The organism is Mucilaginibacter sp. UR6-1 (assembly GCF_020880975.1).
Taxonomy (GTDB): Bacteria; Bacteroidota; Bacteroidia; order Sphingobacteriales; family Sphingobacteriaceae; genus Mucilaginibacter.
The window spans coordinates 858,848-876,401 of the sequence record NZ_JAJIWP010000003.1 but is presented as its reverse complement, the minus strand read 5'-3'; the positions used below and the strand labels follow the sequence as shown (position 1 = coordinate 876,401).

The following is a 17,554-nucleotide window of genomic DNA, read 5'->3' as shown; positions in this document are numbered from 1 at the left end:
ATTGGAGAATAGTTGTTGGAGATTATAATTTAGAGTTTAGGTATTAGAATTTAGGATTTATAACTTACCATTTAGTATTTAACAACAAAGGCGCTGTTTTTGATAAACAGCGCCCTTTGTGTTATTTGGCGTTTATATCAGTTATGTACTGATTTTTTGTTCCCCAGCTTTTATCAGGCTTATTGCTTAGGGTAAGATTAAGCGTTCCGCCTTTGCGGAGTTCGGCGTAGGTTAGCCAGTTACGTTCGAGTGGTTTACCGTTAAGTGTGGCCGAGGTAACGTAGATGTTTTTGGGGCCAAAGTTGTTGGTAGTAATGTTAAACTTCTTTCCGTCCGGAAAGTTGAACTTTACACCTGAAAACAAGGGCGCGTTCAGGTAAAACACCGGTTCGCCAACACAGGCAGGCATAATACCGCATGCTGTAAATACATACCAGGCCGACATAGCGCCGCCGTCATCATCCATAGTGCGTACATAAGTATCAGTCTGGTTACGGTATATGCGGTTCACAAACGGATCAATACCCCGGCTGTTATCGTTAAAATAATACTGTACAACGGTATCAGCCGCGTATTTATGCGCCAGTTGCTGCGATTTCCATGGCTGCGAGGTCATGTTATACATAAAGGGTGCCTGTATATCCGGCTCGTTGGCATGATTGTACAGATCGTTGGCAAAAAAATAATCTAACTGCTCCATATACTTTTGCTCACCTCCTACCAGGCTTATCAATCCCTTAACATCAAACGGAACAAACCAACGGTATTGCCATATGGTACCCTGGTACAAGCCACGGGCTTGCATACGGTCAACATCACGCTTGGTAATATCCTTAAAATCCTTTTCCCAGTAATCTTTATACTTCAGGGCGATAGCATGGAATTTAGCGCTTTCGGTTTTACGCCCGGCTATGTCCATAAGGTGTGATAGTGCCCAGGCATCATAGCTCGACTCAAGCGCTTTATCAGGCTTGGCAAAATCAAGGCGGTTACCTTCGGCAATCAGCGAATCGGCAATGCCTTTAATATCAAACTTAAATCCCTTGCGCCAAGCATCAAGCAATACCACCAGGGCATGTTCGGTACGTACTGTGTTTGATGGTTCGTGCTGGGTAGCATAATCCTTTTTGCCGTATTTGTACATTGCCGCTATGGACGTTACCATATCAGCATACTTATCCGGATAGAGTAATGACATCAGTGGCAACTGCGTACGGTAATTATCCCATATCGACCAGCCGTTATACACCGTTGTACCGGTTTTTTGCAGCGAGCCATCGGTACCACGGTAAGCGCCATCAGCCTCAGATATAAGGTATGGCGATTGCACGGTACGGTAAAGTAACGAGTAAAAAAGCTTTTGTTTTTCGGCATCGCCGTTTACCTCAACCGCGCCGAGAATTTTATTCCATTCATTATTACCAGCGGTTTGCAGTGCCTGTCTGTCGTTATTTTTGGCTGATGCCTGCGCGTGTGCCACATCAACCGATGATATGCCGATGTTAAGCAGCACTGTTTTGTTGGCCCCTTCAACACGTGCGATAAGTTTATGATCTGTACCCTCTTCAAATTTTACAGGGCTGCTAAAATCAATGGAGTAATACAACCTGTAAACACCTGCGCCGCAGGTAGTTCGCGCGTCAACCCAACCACTCAAACTGTTAGTCGTGTTGGTATGTTCCTCGGCCACAAAGCCATTGGCCAGCGTATGGCTAAGGTTGATATAAAAACCACGCTTGCCATCTATAGGAAACGTATAAGCCTCGGTGCCTGAATTTTTATTAACGGCTATATTTACGCTGATGCCATTCTCAAAACCGATGCGGTAAAATCCCGGCCCGGCTGCTTCAGACGATTTTAGCAGTTCGGTATCATCTACATTATTGCCAATAAAAGGCTTAATGAGGATACTGCCACCACTGCCCATGCAGCCTACCCCTTCAAAACGGGTATGGGTAAAGCCCAATACTTTTTTGGCATTGTGCTCATACCCGGCATGCAGGTTAGGGTAAGTTTGCGGCGCAATGCTGAGCATCCCGAACGGATATGATGCCGCGGGTGATAGCTGCCCATGATCGCCGGAGGTACCCAGGAAAACATTTACCGCGCCCGTCGGATCATTAGCAGCCTTATCCTGCTGCGCAAAGCTGCCTCCGGCCTGCAATAGCGATACAGCGCATGCCGACCAAAGGATAAGTTTTGTACATTTTTTCATCGAAGCTTATTAATATTTTGTGATATGCTAAAACCTTTTATTTTCATAACAATAATAGGTAAGCCCAACTTAGCAAACAAAAAAGCAGGGTATATTTAACTTAAAGATTTTGTTACAACACCGCCCCTCCCTGAATTACAATCCCCCTAAATCCTACCCCAGGGACTGGAGAGTTCTTCGACATGCTCAGCATCACAAAGCGGTTAAACTTATAAGCTATTAGTACGAATCAACTTCTTTATGATAATCCTTTTTTCATCTGCACAAAACAAGTTTAGGTAGGCAATACAAATATTTCATCAACCCGATACAATTAAAAAAGCAGCCTTAGCTTTCGCGGAGGCTGCTTAAAAAATTAACTATTGGGTGTGATCAGAATTTATCAAAAAAGAGTTTGGTGCTTACCTCATCGCCACCAATGGCAGCGGCAGCCGTAGCATAGTTGGTGCCGTTTACGTTTTGCTCAACCACCGGGTAGGTCATCCGTACCGGAAAATCACTCACCGGGTCCTCGGGCGCGGGCAATTCCGGATAGTCAAGCCTGCGGTTCTCAATCCAGGCATCCCAGCCACGGTTGTACAACGCACGCCATTTTTGCAATCCTATTTTTTGCTTATAGTTGCCTGTGGCTGTAAGGTAATTAACCGTTGGCCTGGCCAGGTAAGCTGTAGCCTGTGTTTCGGTACCACCCCAATATTCAATTGAGGCCGTAATGGCATTGTTGTAATGGGTTTGCGCGGTACCGCCTACGCTGTAACCACGTTCAACGGCTTCGGCAAGGGCGAACTCGGTTTCTGAATAATCAAGTATATCACCCGGAAAATCAGGCGCGGTAATTTTAGTACCCGGTTTTGAGAAAGCGCCGAAACTATTGGTTGTGCCCATATCGCCACCTACATATTGCCCGGCGTTATTAGTAGTAAAATAAAACGTCAGCCGTGGGTCGCTGTCAGCCTTCATGGCATCAATGATGGTTTTGGCAGCTACAAAATCCTGCCTGCCACTTTGCACAAGGTCAACCCACACCGGGTTGGTATTAGGCGAATTGCTATCGTACTGGTAGTCGGCATTATCATCATTACTGGTAAATACTCCGGCCTGCACAGCCTCCTGTATAGTTGTACCGGCCAGTTGGCTATCATAATCGGCAATTGTTATACCCATTTTAAGTTTAAGGGTATTGGCAAATTTTATCCACTTTGCCACATCACCATCGTAAATACGATCGGCAGAGCCAAAGCTTGGATATGAGGTATCAAGCGCCTCTGTGGCAGCATCCAGCCTTACCAGTAATGCTTTATATACCGTAGCAGCATCATCATACTTAGGGGTGATGCTTGTTTTTAATGCTTCGTTATAAGGCACATCTCCAAATGTAGTTACCAGGTAATACCAGGTGTATACTTCCATTATCTCGATCAGTGCGTCATCATTTTTGCGCTCGTTCTCGTCCAGCACATATTCCGGCAGGCGTAAGCGCGATTGCTCAAAATTATTAAGTACGTCAGTATACAAACTTGTCCACTGTTCATCAGGTATGGCATTATCCTTTATGTTGTAGTTACTCTCGGTATAATAGGTTGTTTCTGTCCAGTACTGTTCAAACAGCCTGAAGGTGTTAACATATACGTTTGATGAATGCAGGTTATTTACCAATTGCCTTTGTGCCTGTGTAAACAATGTTGAAGCAGGTACCGTTAACGGATTCTTCGGGTCATCATTAAGGCTTGTTATATCTTTTTTGCAAGCTCCCAACAATAATAAAGGAAGTATTGCAGTAATTATTTTTTTCATGTTAGCTTTTTTCTTAGAATCTGAATTTAGCGTTTAATGCAAATGTGCGTACTGACGGGTATGCGCCGCTTTGAAAACCGGTAATGTTACCTGAGCTCAAACCATCTTCAGGATCAGCGTATGGCAGGTTTTTATGGATGATCCATAAGTTACGCCCTATCAGCGAAAGGTCGATACCTTTTACCGGGCCTAATTTTGATACTACCGAACGCGGTAAGCTATAGCTTAATGATACTTCTCTCAGCTTAACAAAACCTGCATCATATACAAATGCTTTGTTTGGCAAGGTTTCGTAACCATATAAGCCGGTATAAACGTTTTCAACACGTACATCATTAGGCTGGCCATTTTCTTTTACGCCCGGCAAGATTACACCACCACCCTGATCAAGCGGATTACGTGACGGGTTACCCAAATCATTTAAACCTGCTGATTCAGGATACAAACCGGTATCCTGACCGTAGTACTGATCTAATGAGAACACGCTGCCGCCTTTCCGGATATCGATCAAAAAGCTCAAACCAAAATCCTTGTAGCGGAAACGGTTATTGATACCGCCTATCCAATCCGGGTTTACATCGCCAATTACGTTATTTGATGTTGCCGTTTGCAGGTAATAACCATCTTCGCCAATAACCTTTTCACCATTTTCATTATAAATAAAATCAGACCCACGCAGGGTACCCAGCGGCTGCCCCAGGGTTGCATTAAGCGTGATATTACCCTGGAAAGACGCGGTTTGCATATTGGTAATGGCTGTACCTGTCGGATCAGTAAACAGATCAAGCACCTTGTTACGGTTACGTGAAAAATTCACATCAATACGCCACGAGAAATCATTACTTTGAATTGGCGTACCATTCAATGAAACCTCGATACCTTTATTTTGTACTATACCCGAATTAAAAAATTGCCCTACATACCCATAAGCAGGTGATGTAGTAACCGGGATAATCTGATTAACAGTTTTGTTTACATAGTATGTAGCATCAAGCCCTAAACGATTGTTAAAAAACGCCAGTTCAATACCACCTTCGGTACTTTTTGACCGCTCAGGCACCAAATCAGGATTGTTTCGTATTGTGTTGATGTATGACTGTGGCTGTCCTTTTATAGGAGCGCCTAACCTATAAGTTGTATAAAGACTATTAATTGGCGCATCGTTACCCACTTCCGCATAGTTTAAGCGAACTTTACCATAAGACAGCCATTTTTCATCTTTAAGCAATTCAGAAAATATGAAACCGCCATTAATAGATGGATAATAAAAAGTATTATTATCGCTACTTAATGTTGATGACACATCTCTACGTAAAGTACCATCAAGCACGATTAACTTTTTCCAGGTAAGCGTTGCTCCGGTAAATACACCATTAACCTGACGCCGCTGGGCTTCTTCAAACGGCGCCGCGGGCGCGGTTACCGAATTAGACAAAGCATAAATACCAGGCACCACCAAGCCATTATTTGTTGATGCTGATACAGTTTGATAATCCTGCTTGCGTATGTTAGTACCTAATAAAGCTTTCAAATTAAAATCAGATGAAAGATTTTTATCAACTGTTGCGATCAGATCAAAATCTGTTTGTGTCCACCCAAGGTCGCGGCGGGTATAACTGGATACGCCTGTACTACCTACAGCCCTGCGTTCCTGCTGTAGCTGGTTCCAATGGTCAACCGTTACACGGCCTAATATATTTAACCAATTAGTTACCTTGTAATTGGCATTTACGTTGCCAAAGTAGCGATGGCGGGTATCTGTTTCATAATTTTGATACCGAACAAAGTAAGGGTTATCCCAATAGATCGGGGTTGGGTCATCAATGTCAGACAGGTTCCAGGTAATGTTTTTGCCGCCTGATGAAAAGTAAGCATCCTTTAATTGTTTGATATCATTATTAACCTGCCACCACTGGCGAAAGTTGGACATCAGGTTGTCTGAATCATAACCGGTTCCATAACGGCCCAAACCATCAGTACGCGTATAATCAATATTAGCGCCTACGGTTAATTTTGATGTTGGCGTATAAGTACCACCAAAATTAATGGCATTTTTAAGTACGTTACTATTTGGTAATATACCCGAATCATTGTTACGGGTATAACCTAATTTAAAGGTACTGTTTTCGCCACCGTTTTGTATAAAAACGCTTTGGTTATTTGATACAGCGGTTTGGAAAAAAGTGCTCGGATCATTTTTGGCTGCTACCCATGGAGTAGCTTTTTGATAATTTGGTAAGCCTTCGTAAAATGAATCCCAATGGTAAACCAATAAATTCGGATCAAAACGGGCACCGTACGAGGCATCCTCAGTTAATGGCACTACCAGGTCTTCCTGCCCATCGCCATTAGCGTCGCGAAACCAGAAAAAGCCTGAATCATCCTCATAACCGGGGCCATAACCGCCGCCATATTCTTTTTGATATTTTGCGAAGGTAGACTTATCAACCTTACCAACGGTTACACCGGTATTTACAGTTACACCTAAACCTTTGGCGGCTTTTTTAGTGGTTATCAATATAACACCATTTGCACCCTGCGAACCGTACAGCGCGCTACCGGCGGCACCTTTCAAAACGGTTACCGACTCAATATCGTCAGGGTTAAGGTCATTAACCGGGCTACCATAATCGTACCCACCACCCGCTTGTTTTTGGGCTGACGAATTTACGTTGTTACCAGCTAAATTGTTAGTACTTGATGGTGCACCATTATTAAATGGAACTCCATCAATTACAAATAGTGCCTGGTTATTTGAGTAAATTGATTTATTACCACGCAATACAACGTTGGTTGAGCCGCCTATACTGTTATTCTGGCGTATCTCTAAACCGGCCACTTTACCCTGCAAACCATTTACAAAGTTTGATGAGCGCTGTTTGCTCACCTCATCGCCCCCTACCTGCTGGGCAGCATAGGCCTGTTGGTTGCGCGTACGCGTTATACCAAGCGCGCCCGTAACCACAACTTCGCCAAGTTGCTGGTTTGAGGTTGATAAAAGTACGTTGAGCGTGGTACCGGTTGCGGTAAGCTCCTGGTTACCATAACCGATAAAACTAAATACAAGCACCGGGTTAGCCCCGTTTACCTGTATTTTATAATTACCGTTAACATCGGTTACTGTACCGTTGTTGCTGCCTTTAATTATTACGCTTACGCCAGGCAAGGGTAAGCCATCCTCTTTAGCGGTTACCTTACCGGTAACTGTTCGGGATTGTGCATAGATCTGCGTAATGAACAACAGATTTAGCAAGAAGATCGGGAGTAGAGTTTTCTTCAAAGCATTCATTTTTCGTAAGGTGTGTAGTTATTATTTGCAAAGTATTGAATTTTTAACCAAAATTTAATAAAAACCAATATTTAATGTAACTTTTTTAATATTAAGATCATTAAAATACCAACTACATGAAAATAATGAACGCTAAAAGCAATTAATTTAACTCACATCATTCTTCTTCATCTCATCCGTATTACCAATAGGTTCATTTTGCAGTGCATCATTTATTTTAACGTGTATATTATGCACAATTTCGTCCATCTCTTTTATACTGGTGCCAAGCATGGGCAATATCTCTTCCTTTTCCTCGTCCTTTTCGGCAATGTCCATTAAACCCATGAGTCCCAGCATAGTGGCAACCGGCCTGCGCATCTGGTGCGAGCTCATCCAGGCCAGTTCGCGCAAAAAATTATTCTGCCGCTGTATCTCTACTTCTTTCTCCTTACGTGAAGTAATATTCTGGTATACGGCTATGTAACCGCTATACTCATTTTCATCATTATAAAAGGGGGTAAACTCGGCCGAAACCCAAACTACCTGTTGGTCAGCCGTATATATAACAAAATCAGTTGTAAAGGGTTTTCGTCTCAGCAGTTTTTCCCTAAATTCCGGATCAAGTGATTTATCAAACTCAGGCCCGTTAAGTACCTGGTAAGGGGTTTTCCCTTTAATATCATGTAAAAGATGGCCTGTATTGTCCTCAAATGCTTTGTTAACCCATGTTATGCTGTTATCTACATCGGTAACAATGATCATGTTATTTACCCGGGTAATAATATCAGCCAGCCGTTTATTCTCCTGGGTAGAGCGTTTAAGGGCATCAATATCACGTATCGCGCCTATCAGCCGCACAGGTTCATGCTGCTCATTAAACACAAAGTATCCCTGATCCATAATGTATTTGTACTCCCCGTTACCGCAGTAAATACGGTACTCGCACTCCCAGTTTGTTTTGCGCAGGCGCTTTACACGCTCCTGGCTGGCTACTACTTCCTCAGCATCAGCCGGATGTATCAATCCCCGCCACCATCGCAGGTTATAGCGTATATGCTCAAACGGCATATTTACCAACTGGGTTAAACTGGTGTTGTATATGATACTGTCATTCACAATATCCAGATCGTATATCACATCGCGTGTAGCCTGTGCAACAAGCTCGTAACGCTCAACAGCTTCTTTAAGCTTAATATCTTTAAGCCTATCTTCAGATATATCCGCAAAATAAACCGACACGCCATCATTTGTAGGAAATGCGGCCATCCGGATCCATTTATGCAGTACCTCCGAATAATCTTCATGCTTGATAATCACCCTCTCGCGAAGGGCTTTTTCATAGTGCTCATAAAAACGGTTATGCGCTTTAGGGAATATTTTAAATATGCTTTCGCCCAAAACTTCGGATGTTGGCTGCCCGGTCATCTGCCTGAATGCTTCATTGATACGTATTACGCGCATATCATTATCGAGCGCGAAAAAGGCATCTGATATACTGTTTAGCGTATCTTCAAAATTGTACAGGTATTTATTACGCTCTATTTCAAGCTGCTTTAATTCGGTAATATCCTGTGCCGAACCAACAACTTTCACTTCCGGGCTTACCGTTTCAAGCCTGGCCAACTGGCGCACATAACGCAGGCTGCCATCTATGGCGGTTATGCGGTGGGTAACATCTATCTGCTTACCCTGGGTTACCAGTTCATGCAATCCTTTAAGCATCATCTCCCTGTCTTCAGCAAAAATGTGGCTTACATATATCTCGAAAGCAGGCCGCTTATCGGCTTTGCTTACACCAAATATTTCATAAAACTCGTCAGACCATATGAGGTTATTTGCAGCCGGATAAAACTCCCACCCAGCTACTTTTGATATGAGCTGCGTTTCGCTCAGTTTTTTCTTTTCGGCCTGCAGGTCGCGGTTTATTTTATCAAGCGATTGCCGGTATAATATCTGGTCGGTCATGTCACGCACCATGGCCAGCATATGCGGCTTGCCGTTAAACTGTATCTTATGCAACGACAGGTTTACGTAAAACACCGAGCCATCTACTTTTATATGGCGGCGGTCGCCCTCCGTTTCGTTCGCAAAAACATCATTATCTTGTAGATGCACATCCTCACCTTCATCAATATAGGTGATCTGGGCCATGGTTTTTTTGAGAAAATCGTCGCGATGGTAACCATACACTTCGGTAGCCGCATCATTTACCGATACTATTTGCAGCGTTTCGGTATCATATATCCACATGGGTGTGTGGTTTGATTGATACATATCCCTGTACTGGCTTTCGCTTTGTTTTAGCGCCTTGTCATCAGCCCGTATAAGTACATACAAAAACAAGCCGGTACAAAAAATGAAAAAATACCCTTTAAAAGTACTTAACATCAGGATGTACCTGCCATTGGCATCGTTAAGCAAATAAATAAGCAACCGGTCGCTAAAGGTTATCCAGATCAGGCTTATTATTAAATATATCAGGGCTATTTTTAAAGCACCATATCTCATAAAGTATCTGAAAATACGCTCATACCAGGGTTTACGGATAAGCGTACCATTGGTTACATAATTTGGTTATATAGCTTTATTATTGGTTAATATATTTATTACAAATATGGTAGGAATTTGCTTTTATTAAACTATTAAATATTTTATTACCTTTTGCCAACCATATAAAACTATACTTTATGAAAAGCAAATTAATACTTACAGCTTTATTGTTATGCGCATCATCACTGTTTGCACAGGATAAACCGGCGGCAGAAGATTTCAGGGATGACTGGGCAGACCTGCGCCATTATGCTGCTGAAAACAAAACCCTGCCTGCTCCTGCAAGTGCTGAAAAACGCGTGGTATTTTTGGGTAGTTCCATATTTGAGTTCTGGAAAACGAGGATGCCCGAGTATTTTACCAATAACAAAAATTATATTGACCGTGGTATTAGCGGGCAGATATCGCCGCAACTGCTTATCCGTTTCAGGCAGGATGTTATTGATCTGAAACCAAAGGCGGTGATCATACTCGCGGGCAGTAATGACCTTGCCGGCTCAACCGGCCATGTAAGCATTGAAAGCATTATGAACAATGTACGCTCAATGGCTGAACTTGCAAAAACGCATAACATAAAGCCTATATTATGCGCCTATTTACCTGTGTTTGAATATCCGTGGAAAAAGGCCTATCCCGCTGCCGAAAATATTATCGCGCTAAATAAAGCCATTAAGCTATACGCCGAACAAAACAAGCTGGTATTACTTGATTATTTTACACCACTTGTTGACGAAAAGAACGGACAACGGGCTGAATTAACCCTGGATGGCGTACACCCTAACCGTAAAGGGTACGAAATTATGGCCCGGGTTACTGATGAAGCTATTAAACGCGCTTTAAAATAATTTAACTTAAAAACGAAAAGTTTTAAGTTCATTAAAACAAAAGCCGTATATTCAAATTATCCCTTTTACACGTACATGACATTAAGCGAGATTAAAGTTGTTGTTGACGCGCAGCCGGTACCTTGCCTGCTTATAGATATTTTGCAGCCTCATAATGTGATGTTTGCGAACAAGGCTTTTTTAAACGCTTTTAATGTTGCCTCAAAAACATTAACCGGTGTTGCACATAATGAGCTAACAGCGCAATATTTTGAGCACTCCGCGCAAAACGCAATGCGGCTTGCTGTTGAAACTGCTGGTAAAACTAAACTACCCTATACTGAAAAGCTGCTGGTTGCTTTGAGCAACAACAGCAGCATGATGGCTGTGGATACCTACCCGGTGTATAATGCCGATGGCGATGTTTTATGCCTGGCACAAAATTTTAACCATTATGGTACAGAGGTTAAAGATACCGATAACCCCTGGCGAAAGAGTTTTGACCTGTTTAACTACAGCCCGCTGCCCACCTGGGCTTATGATACCGTAACATTGAAATTTTTGGCGGCTAACCAGGCGGCGCAAAATACCTTTGGCTACACGCTTGATGAATACCTTAACCTAACCATTATGGATATGTGGTATGGTGAGGATGCGGACGCCCTGCAACAAGCCCTGGATGAAAAGGTACGCGAAGGGTTACCCAACAACCAGCTTATACGCCTTATTACCAGGGATGGACGGGCGCTTTACACTGAAATATCCTCAGCACCATTGCCATCCTGGGGCCCAAATACCCGTATAGCGATGGCAAATGACGTTACCGAGCAGATCAGATCGGCACAGAACGCGGAGCTATCCAATAACCTTGAACGCCTGGAAAAACGTATACTTGAACTTAACTCGCAGCCGGACACCCCCATACTGGAGGTATTGAACAGCTATACCAAGGGCATTGAAAATATATTTCCTGAGATGATTTGCTCGGTTATGCAGGTGCATGATGATAAAATTTACAACTGGGCAACATCATCATTACCGGCAGATTATATCAACAGTATTGAAGGTACAGCAATAGCTGAGAATACAGGATCATGCGGTACATGCGCTTTTTTAAAACAGCCTGTAATAGCCGGCGACATTGCTACTGATGCACGCTGGATCGACTATCGTGAATGCGCGCTGGCTAATAATTTACTGGCATGCTGGTCATACCCGATAATGGACAGCGCTAATGAGGTTGTTGCCACGTTTGGATTATACTACAGCCAGGTAAGGTTGCCTGAAAAGCATGAGATAAAAATTATTGAACGCGCCGCCGCCCTGCTTAAAGTAATTATTGAGAACAGACGATACGCCGCTACCCTTAAAGAAACCATGCAGTTGATGACGCTGGGGCAGGAACTGGCCAGCTTTGGTAACTGGGCCTGGGATATTGCGAATAATAAGGTAACGTGGTCTGACACGTTATACCAAATATACGGGCTTGATAAAGCCGGATTTAAAGCCACATTTGAGGGATACCAGGAGTTGCTGCATCCGGATGACAGAGAGCGGGTGTATAACATTATATCGGGTGTGCTCACCAATAAACAGGATGTAACCTTTGAGGAGCGCATTATCAGGCCGAACGGGGAGGTACGTTACCTCCGATCATGGGGAACTCTTAAATATGATAGTAACGGCACGCCACTTAAAATGATAGGTGCCTGCCTTGACATTACGGAAAGCAAACTTGTGCAGCAGGATCTGGAAGCGCTGAACAGCCGCTATAGCGATCTTTTTCAGCTAAGCCCCCACCCTATGTTTGTTTACGATATAAATACCTTGAGCTACCTGGATGTAAATGATGCCGCTATTGAAATATATGGCTATAGCAAAGAAGAGTTCAGGGCGATGACATTGTATGAGATCAGGCCGCAGGAAGATATACCGTTGTTTAAGAAAATATTAAATGATGATATTAAAGAGGGCGTACAACATACCGGCCTGTCAAGGCATGTAAAACGTAACGGCGAAATAATAACGGTAATGACGCGTGGCAACTCTATTAATTATGACGGCAAAGCCGCACGCATAGCCATAGCCATTGATTATACGGATAAGCTCAAAGCCGAGGATGCACTGAAAGCGAGTGAACGCCGTTTCAGGGCGTTGATACAGGAAGGATCTGACCTGATTTGCATAACCGATACGGAAGGAAGATGTAAATATGTTAGCCCGAATGCCGCTTTTGTGGCAGGGATTGATGCTGACGAGCTTATGGGCAAAAAAATAGGCGATTACATGTCAGCCCCGGATGCAGCTTTACTGGCCGATAAACTGGCAAAGATAACTGAACACAAACGTGTGGAACTGCCGCCGTTAACGTTTAATAATGCTGATGGTGAAACCCGCTGGCTGCAAACCGTGATTACCGACCTGCGTGAGGATACCGCCATTGATGGCATTGTACTAAACTCGCGGGATGTTACCCAGCGTGTACAGCAGGACATCGTTATAAAAGAACATCTCGAACGGTTCAACAGCGTATCAAAAGCTACCAGCGATGCCATCTGGGACCTGAACATCCTTTCCGGCGAGATCACCTGGAACCATGGCATAAATGGCATTTTCGGTCATAAGGCGTTAAAAAATGATTACCAATGGTGGTACAGCCATGTACATCCCGAAGATATTGATAATGTTACCTCGATAGTGAACCGCACTATCATTAATCGTTTTTCGAGGTGGACAAGCGAATACCGCTTTCAATGCGCCGATGGCAGCTATAAATCGGTTTTAGACCGTGGTTTTTTAGTATTTGATGATGACGGATGCCCGGTACGAATGATAGGCGCCATACAGGATATTACCGAAAGGGTAAATTATATTCACGCCATTGAAAAGCATAATGCCATGTTGCAGGAAATAGCCTGGACACAATCACACGTAGTAAGGGCGCCGCTTGCCCGTATACTTGGCTTGCTTGATCTGCTGAATAGCGGCCATTGCGATGCCGACAGTAAACTTATGCTCCAATATTTAAACATATCGGCAAAGGAGCTTGATGAGGTAATCCATAAAATCATCACAAAAAGCCAGCCTCAGCCAACAGAGATAAACCCAAATTGATGTAACAATTTTCTTCAGTACCCTTGAAATTGTCATGTACTGCCCAGGGGCAAATATTGTACAAAAAAGCGCGGCCTGTAATACAGGCCGCGCTTTTTTGTAGTGTTTAAATTATTCTTATTTTAACTCATTAAGTATTGGTTTAGCTAAACTGGTAAGCTCGGTTTGGCCGGGTTTTATCAGTTCAAATACAACCACCTCGTTTTTACCTTGTTTAAGCCACTCCGCAGGTACATAAATAGTTTGCTGGGGGCCTATGCTCCAGTAGCGGCCAAGGTTGTGGCCGTTTACCCATACCACGCCCTTACCCCACTTACGCATATCCAGGTAGGTATCCTGTGGTTTGCTTATCTCAAACTCGGCCGACATAAGTACAGGCTGATCTGTAACCGGCTGGTTTCCGCTTATCTTTTCGGCCCCTGCCTTATCAAATGGCAACTGGAACATCTTCCAGTTATAAACCGGTTTTTTGTCAAGCAAAACAGCCTCGGTTATACCTTTTTTATTTTTTAGCAGATATGGCCCAAAGTTGATACGCCCCATATTTTCAACCAGAATGTCAAGCGTAACATCGCCGGCGGGCAGGTTTATTTGCAAACTGTCCTGGTTTAAACGGCGGTCAAGCGTACCTGCTTTTTTACCGTTGATAAATATCACACCGTAATCGCGCAGATCCTTTATTTTTAAAAGGGATTTGCTGCCGCCTTTTATGGTAGTGCGGTAAAGCACGTAGCCGTATGCCTGGTTCATATCCTCAAAAGTTAGCGGGGTTTTGCTTTCCTTTGGAGTACCAACTATATTGAATACGCTTACCTGTTTTTGCATTTTGATAGCAGGTATAGCCACTGATGGTTTTGCCGCAGGTACATCCGGTATTTGCTGCCCGGCAGGCAGGTTCTTTTTAATTACCTCCCTAAACTGCATAAACTTGTCGGTAGCGTTACCGGCCTCGTCAAGCGGGGCATCATAATCGTAACTGCTTATTTGCGGTTCATAAGGAGTGGTATCTTTAAAGTTAGCCCCATTCATAAAGCCCCTTGTGGTACCACCATGAAACATATACATATTGATGGATATGCCTCCCTTTAAGGCCGAATCCAAACGGTTTACATAATCCTTAGCGGGTACGGTATGGTGCGGCGTGCCCCACCAGTCAAACCAGGCCGGATACCATTCGGCTACAAAATACGGGCCTTTACCTTTGTTGTATTTGTTAACCAGCTCTTTTACCTGTTTAGGGTTGTCAATACCGTTTACGCCGGGCAGCAGGCCGGGCAAATGCCCTCCTTCAAGCGCCGGCACCGGGTCGCAGGTTGATAATATGCCATCAAACCCGGCTTCACGAAACATCTGTTCATTAATTTTCAGATACTCCTTATCACTGCCGTATGAGCCATACTCATTCTCTACCTGAACCATCAGGATGTTACCGCCATGATTTATTTGCAAGGGCGCAAGTTGCTTGCCTACCTCGTTAATATATTCACGGTACTCTTTTAAATATTGTTTTTCCTTGCTGCGTACCTCAAGGCCTTTTTCATTTTGCAGCCAGTACGGGTAACCGCCAAATTCCCATTCGGCACAAACGTACGGGCTTGGCCGTAATACCACCCACAGGCCTTCCTGCTGTGCTATGCGTACAAACTCGGCCACATCATTGTTGCCGGTAAAATCATACTGATCCTTATTAGGCTCATGCAGGTTCCAGAATACGTAGGTTCCGATGGTGTTCAGGCCCATTGCCTTCGCCATCTTCATGCGGGCACGCCAGGCCTCGCGCGGTACGCGGGGATAGTGCATTTCACCCGAGATGATCTGAAAAGGCTTGCCATCAAGCACAAAAGTACTGTCGCCCAGTGCAAAGGTATGAAGCTGCTTTTTTTCGGACGTGCATCCGCCAAGCAGCGAGGCGGCAAGCAGGAAAATAAATAATGAGCAGGAAAATTGCTTCATAGATATTGGATTAAAGAATGGTAGAATAATTTAAATGGTTTGTTTTTACCAGCCGGATACTGAAAGTTAATTGATGATGCAAACTAAAAGGCCGGGGCCAGGGCCCCGACCTTCATCCAACCAACTTACTAATACCCATCGTTTTGGTCAAGCTGACCGCCCGAAGCCTGAATTTCAGATCTCGGTATTGGTAACCAATAGTGTTTGGTTTCAAAGTGGCGGCCATCAAGGGCAACTTTAGGTGTGTAAGTAAATCCGGTAGCGGTTTTAGTGATCGTTACACCGGCCGCGGGTTTATTTTCGGTAACGTTGGCTATCTGCCAACGCCTTACGTCGTAAAAACGATGTTCTTCAAAGGCAAGTTCAACGCGGCGCTCACGGCGGATGGCCTCACGCATATCATCTTTACCAGCGGCAATAACATCAGGCATGTTTACGCCGGTACGCTTCCTGATCAGGTTAACCGCCTGCCTTGCCGACATGGTGGCACCTGTTGGCACCGCATCGGGCCCGTAAGCCTCATTGGCCGCTTCGGCATAGTTTAACAACACCTCGGCGTAACGTATGTATATCCATGGTTGAAAGCCTGCATTACCCCATGGGTTTTGCAGCGGATAAGCATCATTCATGTACTTTTTAAGGTAGTAGCCGGTTTTGGTGGTATTCCAGTTATCAATACCATCGCGGCTATCCTTACCTCCCGGTACAAAGGTTTCGATATTACGCTCACGGTACGGTGCTCCATTGTACAAAATAGTGGCATAAAAACGCGGATCACGGTTTACATACGGATCACTCTCATCATAGCCTGATGTTGGATCAGTTATAAGCTTACCATTTGCCATCTCGTAATCATCAACCAGGTTTTGCAGCGGCGAATTGCCTGCCCAACCGCCATAACCGTTAGGGCCGTTGGCGATTTCAAGATGCACGTGGTTGGCATTCTTTGTATATAAACGCTGAAATATTACCTCGTTAGTTTGATCAACCAGAAACATATTGGCGTAGCCGCCATTATAGATACCGTATTTGTTAAGCGCGATTACAGCTTGCGCGGCACTCGCTGCATCGGCCCAGGTACCGGCATTATATAACGGGCTGGCAGCATATACTGCAAGCCTTGCTTTAAGAGCAAGTGCCGCACCACGGGTTGCACGGCCTGGTATCCACTGGTCACCGTTATCAAGCGGCAATTCCGTAGCGGCTGAATCAAGCTGAGCAAGTGTATAATCAAGCCCTTCCTTTATAGTAGCCCGGTTAAACAATGTCGGATCCTGCAGGTTATCGGTCAAATTCAATACCCTGCTACCCATAAGCACTACTCGGCCGTAATTACGTATCAAATCATGATATCTGTAAGCGCGGATAAATTTAAGCTCGCCATCCAAACGTTTTTTATGACCATCGCTCATAGTGATACGTGATAAAATACTTAGCGCGTAATTACACTCACGTATACTACGATAACTACGGGCCCAAAAAGAGCCTGCACTGCCCAGGTTTTCGGGAGCAAGTTGCCCGCGTTGTATCAGCCAACTGCCGTCATCATTATTATATATCGATTCATCGGTATATGAGCTCATCATGCTGTACTCAAACCCCCGGCCAAAACCAGGATTGGTGCCCTCACCCTCTTTATCCTGTAGCTTTGCACCAATATACCTGTTGGTTACAAAAGCTTCAAAAACCGCTGTATCTGTTTCAATATTTTCAGTGGAGATCCTGTCGGTTGGTGTAATATTTAAAAAGTCTTTTTTGCAGGCCGCAAGCGTTATGGCGCATAACGCAAAGTAAAACGGCTTTATATATCTCAATTTCATAACTTATCTTAAT

At 44.0% G+C, this 17,554-nt stretch carries 8 protein-coding genes; 2 read left to right on the top strand and 6 right to left on the bottom strand.

Annotated features, from left to right (window positions below; translation table 11 throughout):
- Positions 1-121 precede the first annotated feature (121 nt).
- The 4 genes from LJ707_RS14370 to LJ707_RS14355 all read right to left on the bottom strand — a co-directional run bounded on the left by LJ707_RS14370 (position 122) and on the right by LJ707_RS14355 (position 9,788).
- Positions 122-2,215 carry a glycoside hydrolase domain-containing protein gene (locus LJ707_RS14370; protein ID WP_228952122.1) on the bottom strand — a complete coding sequence of 698 codons (2,094 nt, stop codon included), beginning with the start codon at positions 2,213-2,215 and terminating at the stop codon, positions 122-124.
- Between the two features lie 372 nt (positions 2,216-2,587).
- Positions 2,588-4,009, bottom strand: coding sequence for a SusD/RagB family nutrient-binding outer membrane lipoprotein (locus tag LJ707_RS14365; protein ID WP_228952120.1), 1,422 nt, complete (start codon positions 4,007-4,009; stop codon positions 2,588-2,590).
- Between the two features lie 13 nt (positions 4,010-4,022).
- Entirely contained in the window at positions 4,023-7,298 is a 3,276-nt protein-coding gene (locus LJ707_RS14360; protein ID WP_228952117.1) for a SusC/RagA family TonB-linked outer membrane protein, read from the bottom strand.
- Between the two features lie 147 nt (positions 7,299-7,445).
- Entirely contained in the window at positions 7,446-9,788 is a 2,343-nt protein-coding gene (locus LJ707_RS14355) for a PAS domain S-box protein (protein WP_228952115.1), read from the bottom strand.
- Between the two features lie 179 nt (positions 9,789-9,967).
- Between LJ707_RS14355 and LJ707_RS14350 the strand changes: the two genes are divergently transcribed.
- Positions 9,968-10,675: a GDSL-type esterase/lipase family protein gene (locus tag LJ707_RS14350; protein WP_228952113.1), complete on the top strand. Its 708-nt coding sequence runs from the start codon at positions 9,968-9,970 to the stop codon at positions 10,673-10,675.
- A gap of 75 nt (positions 10,676-10,750) precedes the next feature.
- Positions 10,751-13,768, top strand: coding sequence for a PAS domain S-box protein (locus tag LJ707_RS14345; RefSeq protein ID WP_228952111.1), 3,018 nt, complete (start codon positions 10,751-10,753; stop codon positions 13,766-13,768).
- 117 nt (positions 13,769-13,885) lie between these two features.
- On the opposite strand, the gene LJ707_RS14340 is transcribed toward LJ707_RS14345, so the two are convergent.
- Positions 13,886-15,721, bottom strand: a complete 1,836-nt coding sequence (locus LJ707_RS14340; protein ID WP_228952109.1) for a beta-galactosidase family protein — start codon at positions 15,719-15,721, stop codon at positions 13,886-13,888.
- A 128-nt stretch (positions 15,722-15,849) separates the two neighbouring features.
- Positions 15,850-17,541, bottom strand: a complete 1,692-nt coding sequence (locus tag LJ707_RS14335) for a RagB/SusD family nutrient uptake outer membrane protein (protein ID WP_228952107.1) — start codon at positions 17,539-17,541, stop codon at positions 15,850-15,852.
- Between the last annotated feature and the right edge of the window lie 13 nt (positions 17,542-17,554).

What these genes read in the sequence shown, in the direction of transcription:
- LJ707_RS14370 (WP_228952122.1), bottom strand. Translation starts at nt 2,215, where the DNA reads ATGAAAAAATGTACAAAACTTATCCTTTGGTCGGCATGCGCTGTATCG.
- LJ707_RS14365 (WP_228952120.1), bottom strand. Translation starts at nt 4,009, where the DNA reads ATGAAAAAAATAATTACTGCAATACTTCCTTTATTATTGTTGGGAGCT.
- LJ707_RS14360 (WP_228952117.1), bottom strand. Translation starts at nt 7,298, where the DNA reads ATGAATGCTTTGAAGAAAACTCTACTCCCGATCTTCTTGCTAAATCTG.
- LJ707_RS14355 (WP_228952115.1), bottom strand. Translation starts at nt 9,788, where the DNA reads ATGAGATATGGTGCTTTAAAAATAGCCCTGATATATTTAATAATAAGC.
- LJ707_RS14350 (WP_228952113.1), top strand. Translation starts at nt 9,968, where the DNA reads ATGAAAAGCAAATTAATACTTACAGCTTTATTGTTATGCGCATCATCA.
- LJ707_RS14345 (WP_228952111.1), top strand. Translation starts at nt 10,751, where the DNA reads ATGACATTAAGCGAGATTAAAGTTGTTGTTGACGCGCAGCCGGTACCT.
- LJ707_RS14340 (WP_228952109.1), bottom strand. Translation starts at nt 15,721, where the DNA reads ATGAAGCAATTTTCCTGCTCATTATTTATTTTCCTGCTTGCCGCCTCG.
- LJ707_RS14335 (WP_228952107.1), bottom strand. Translation starts at nt 17,541, where the DNA reads ATGAAATTGAGATATATAAAGCCGTTTTACTTTGCGTTATGCGCCATA.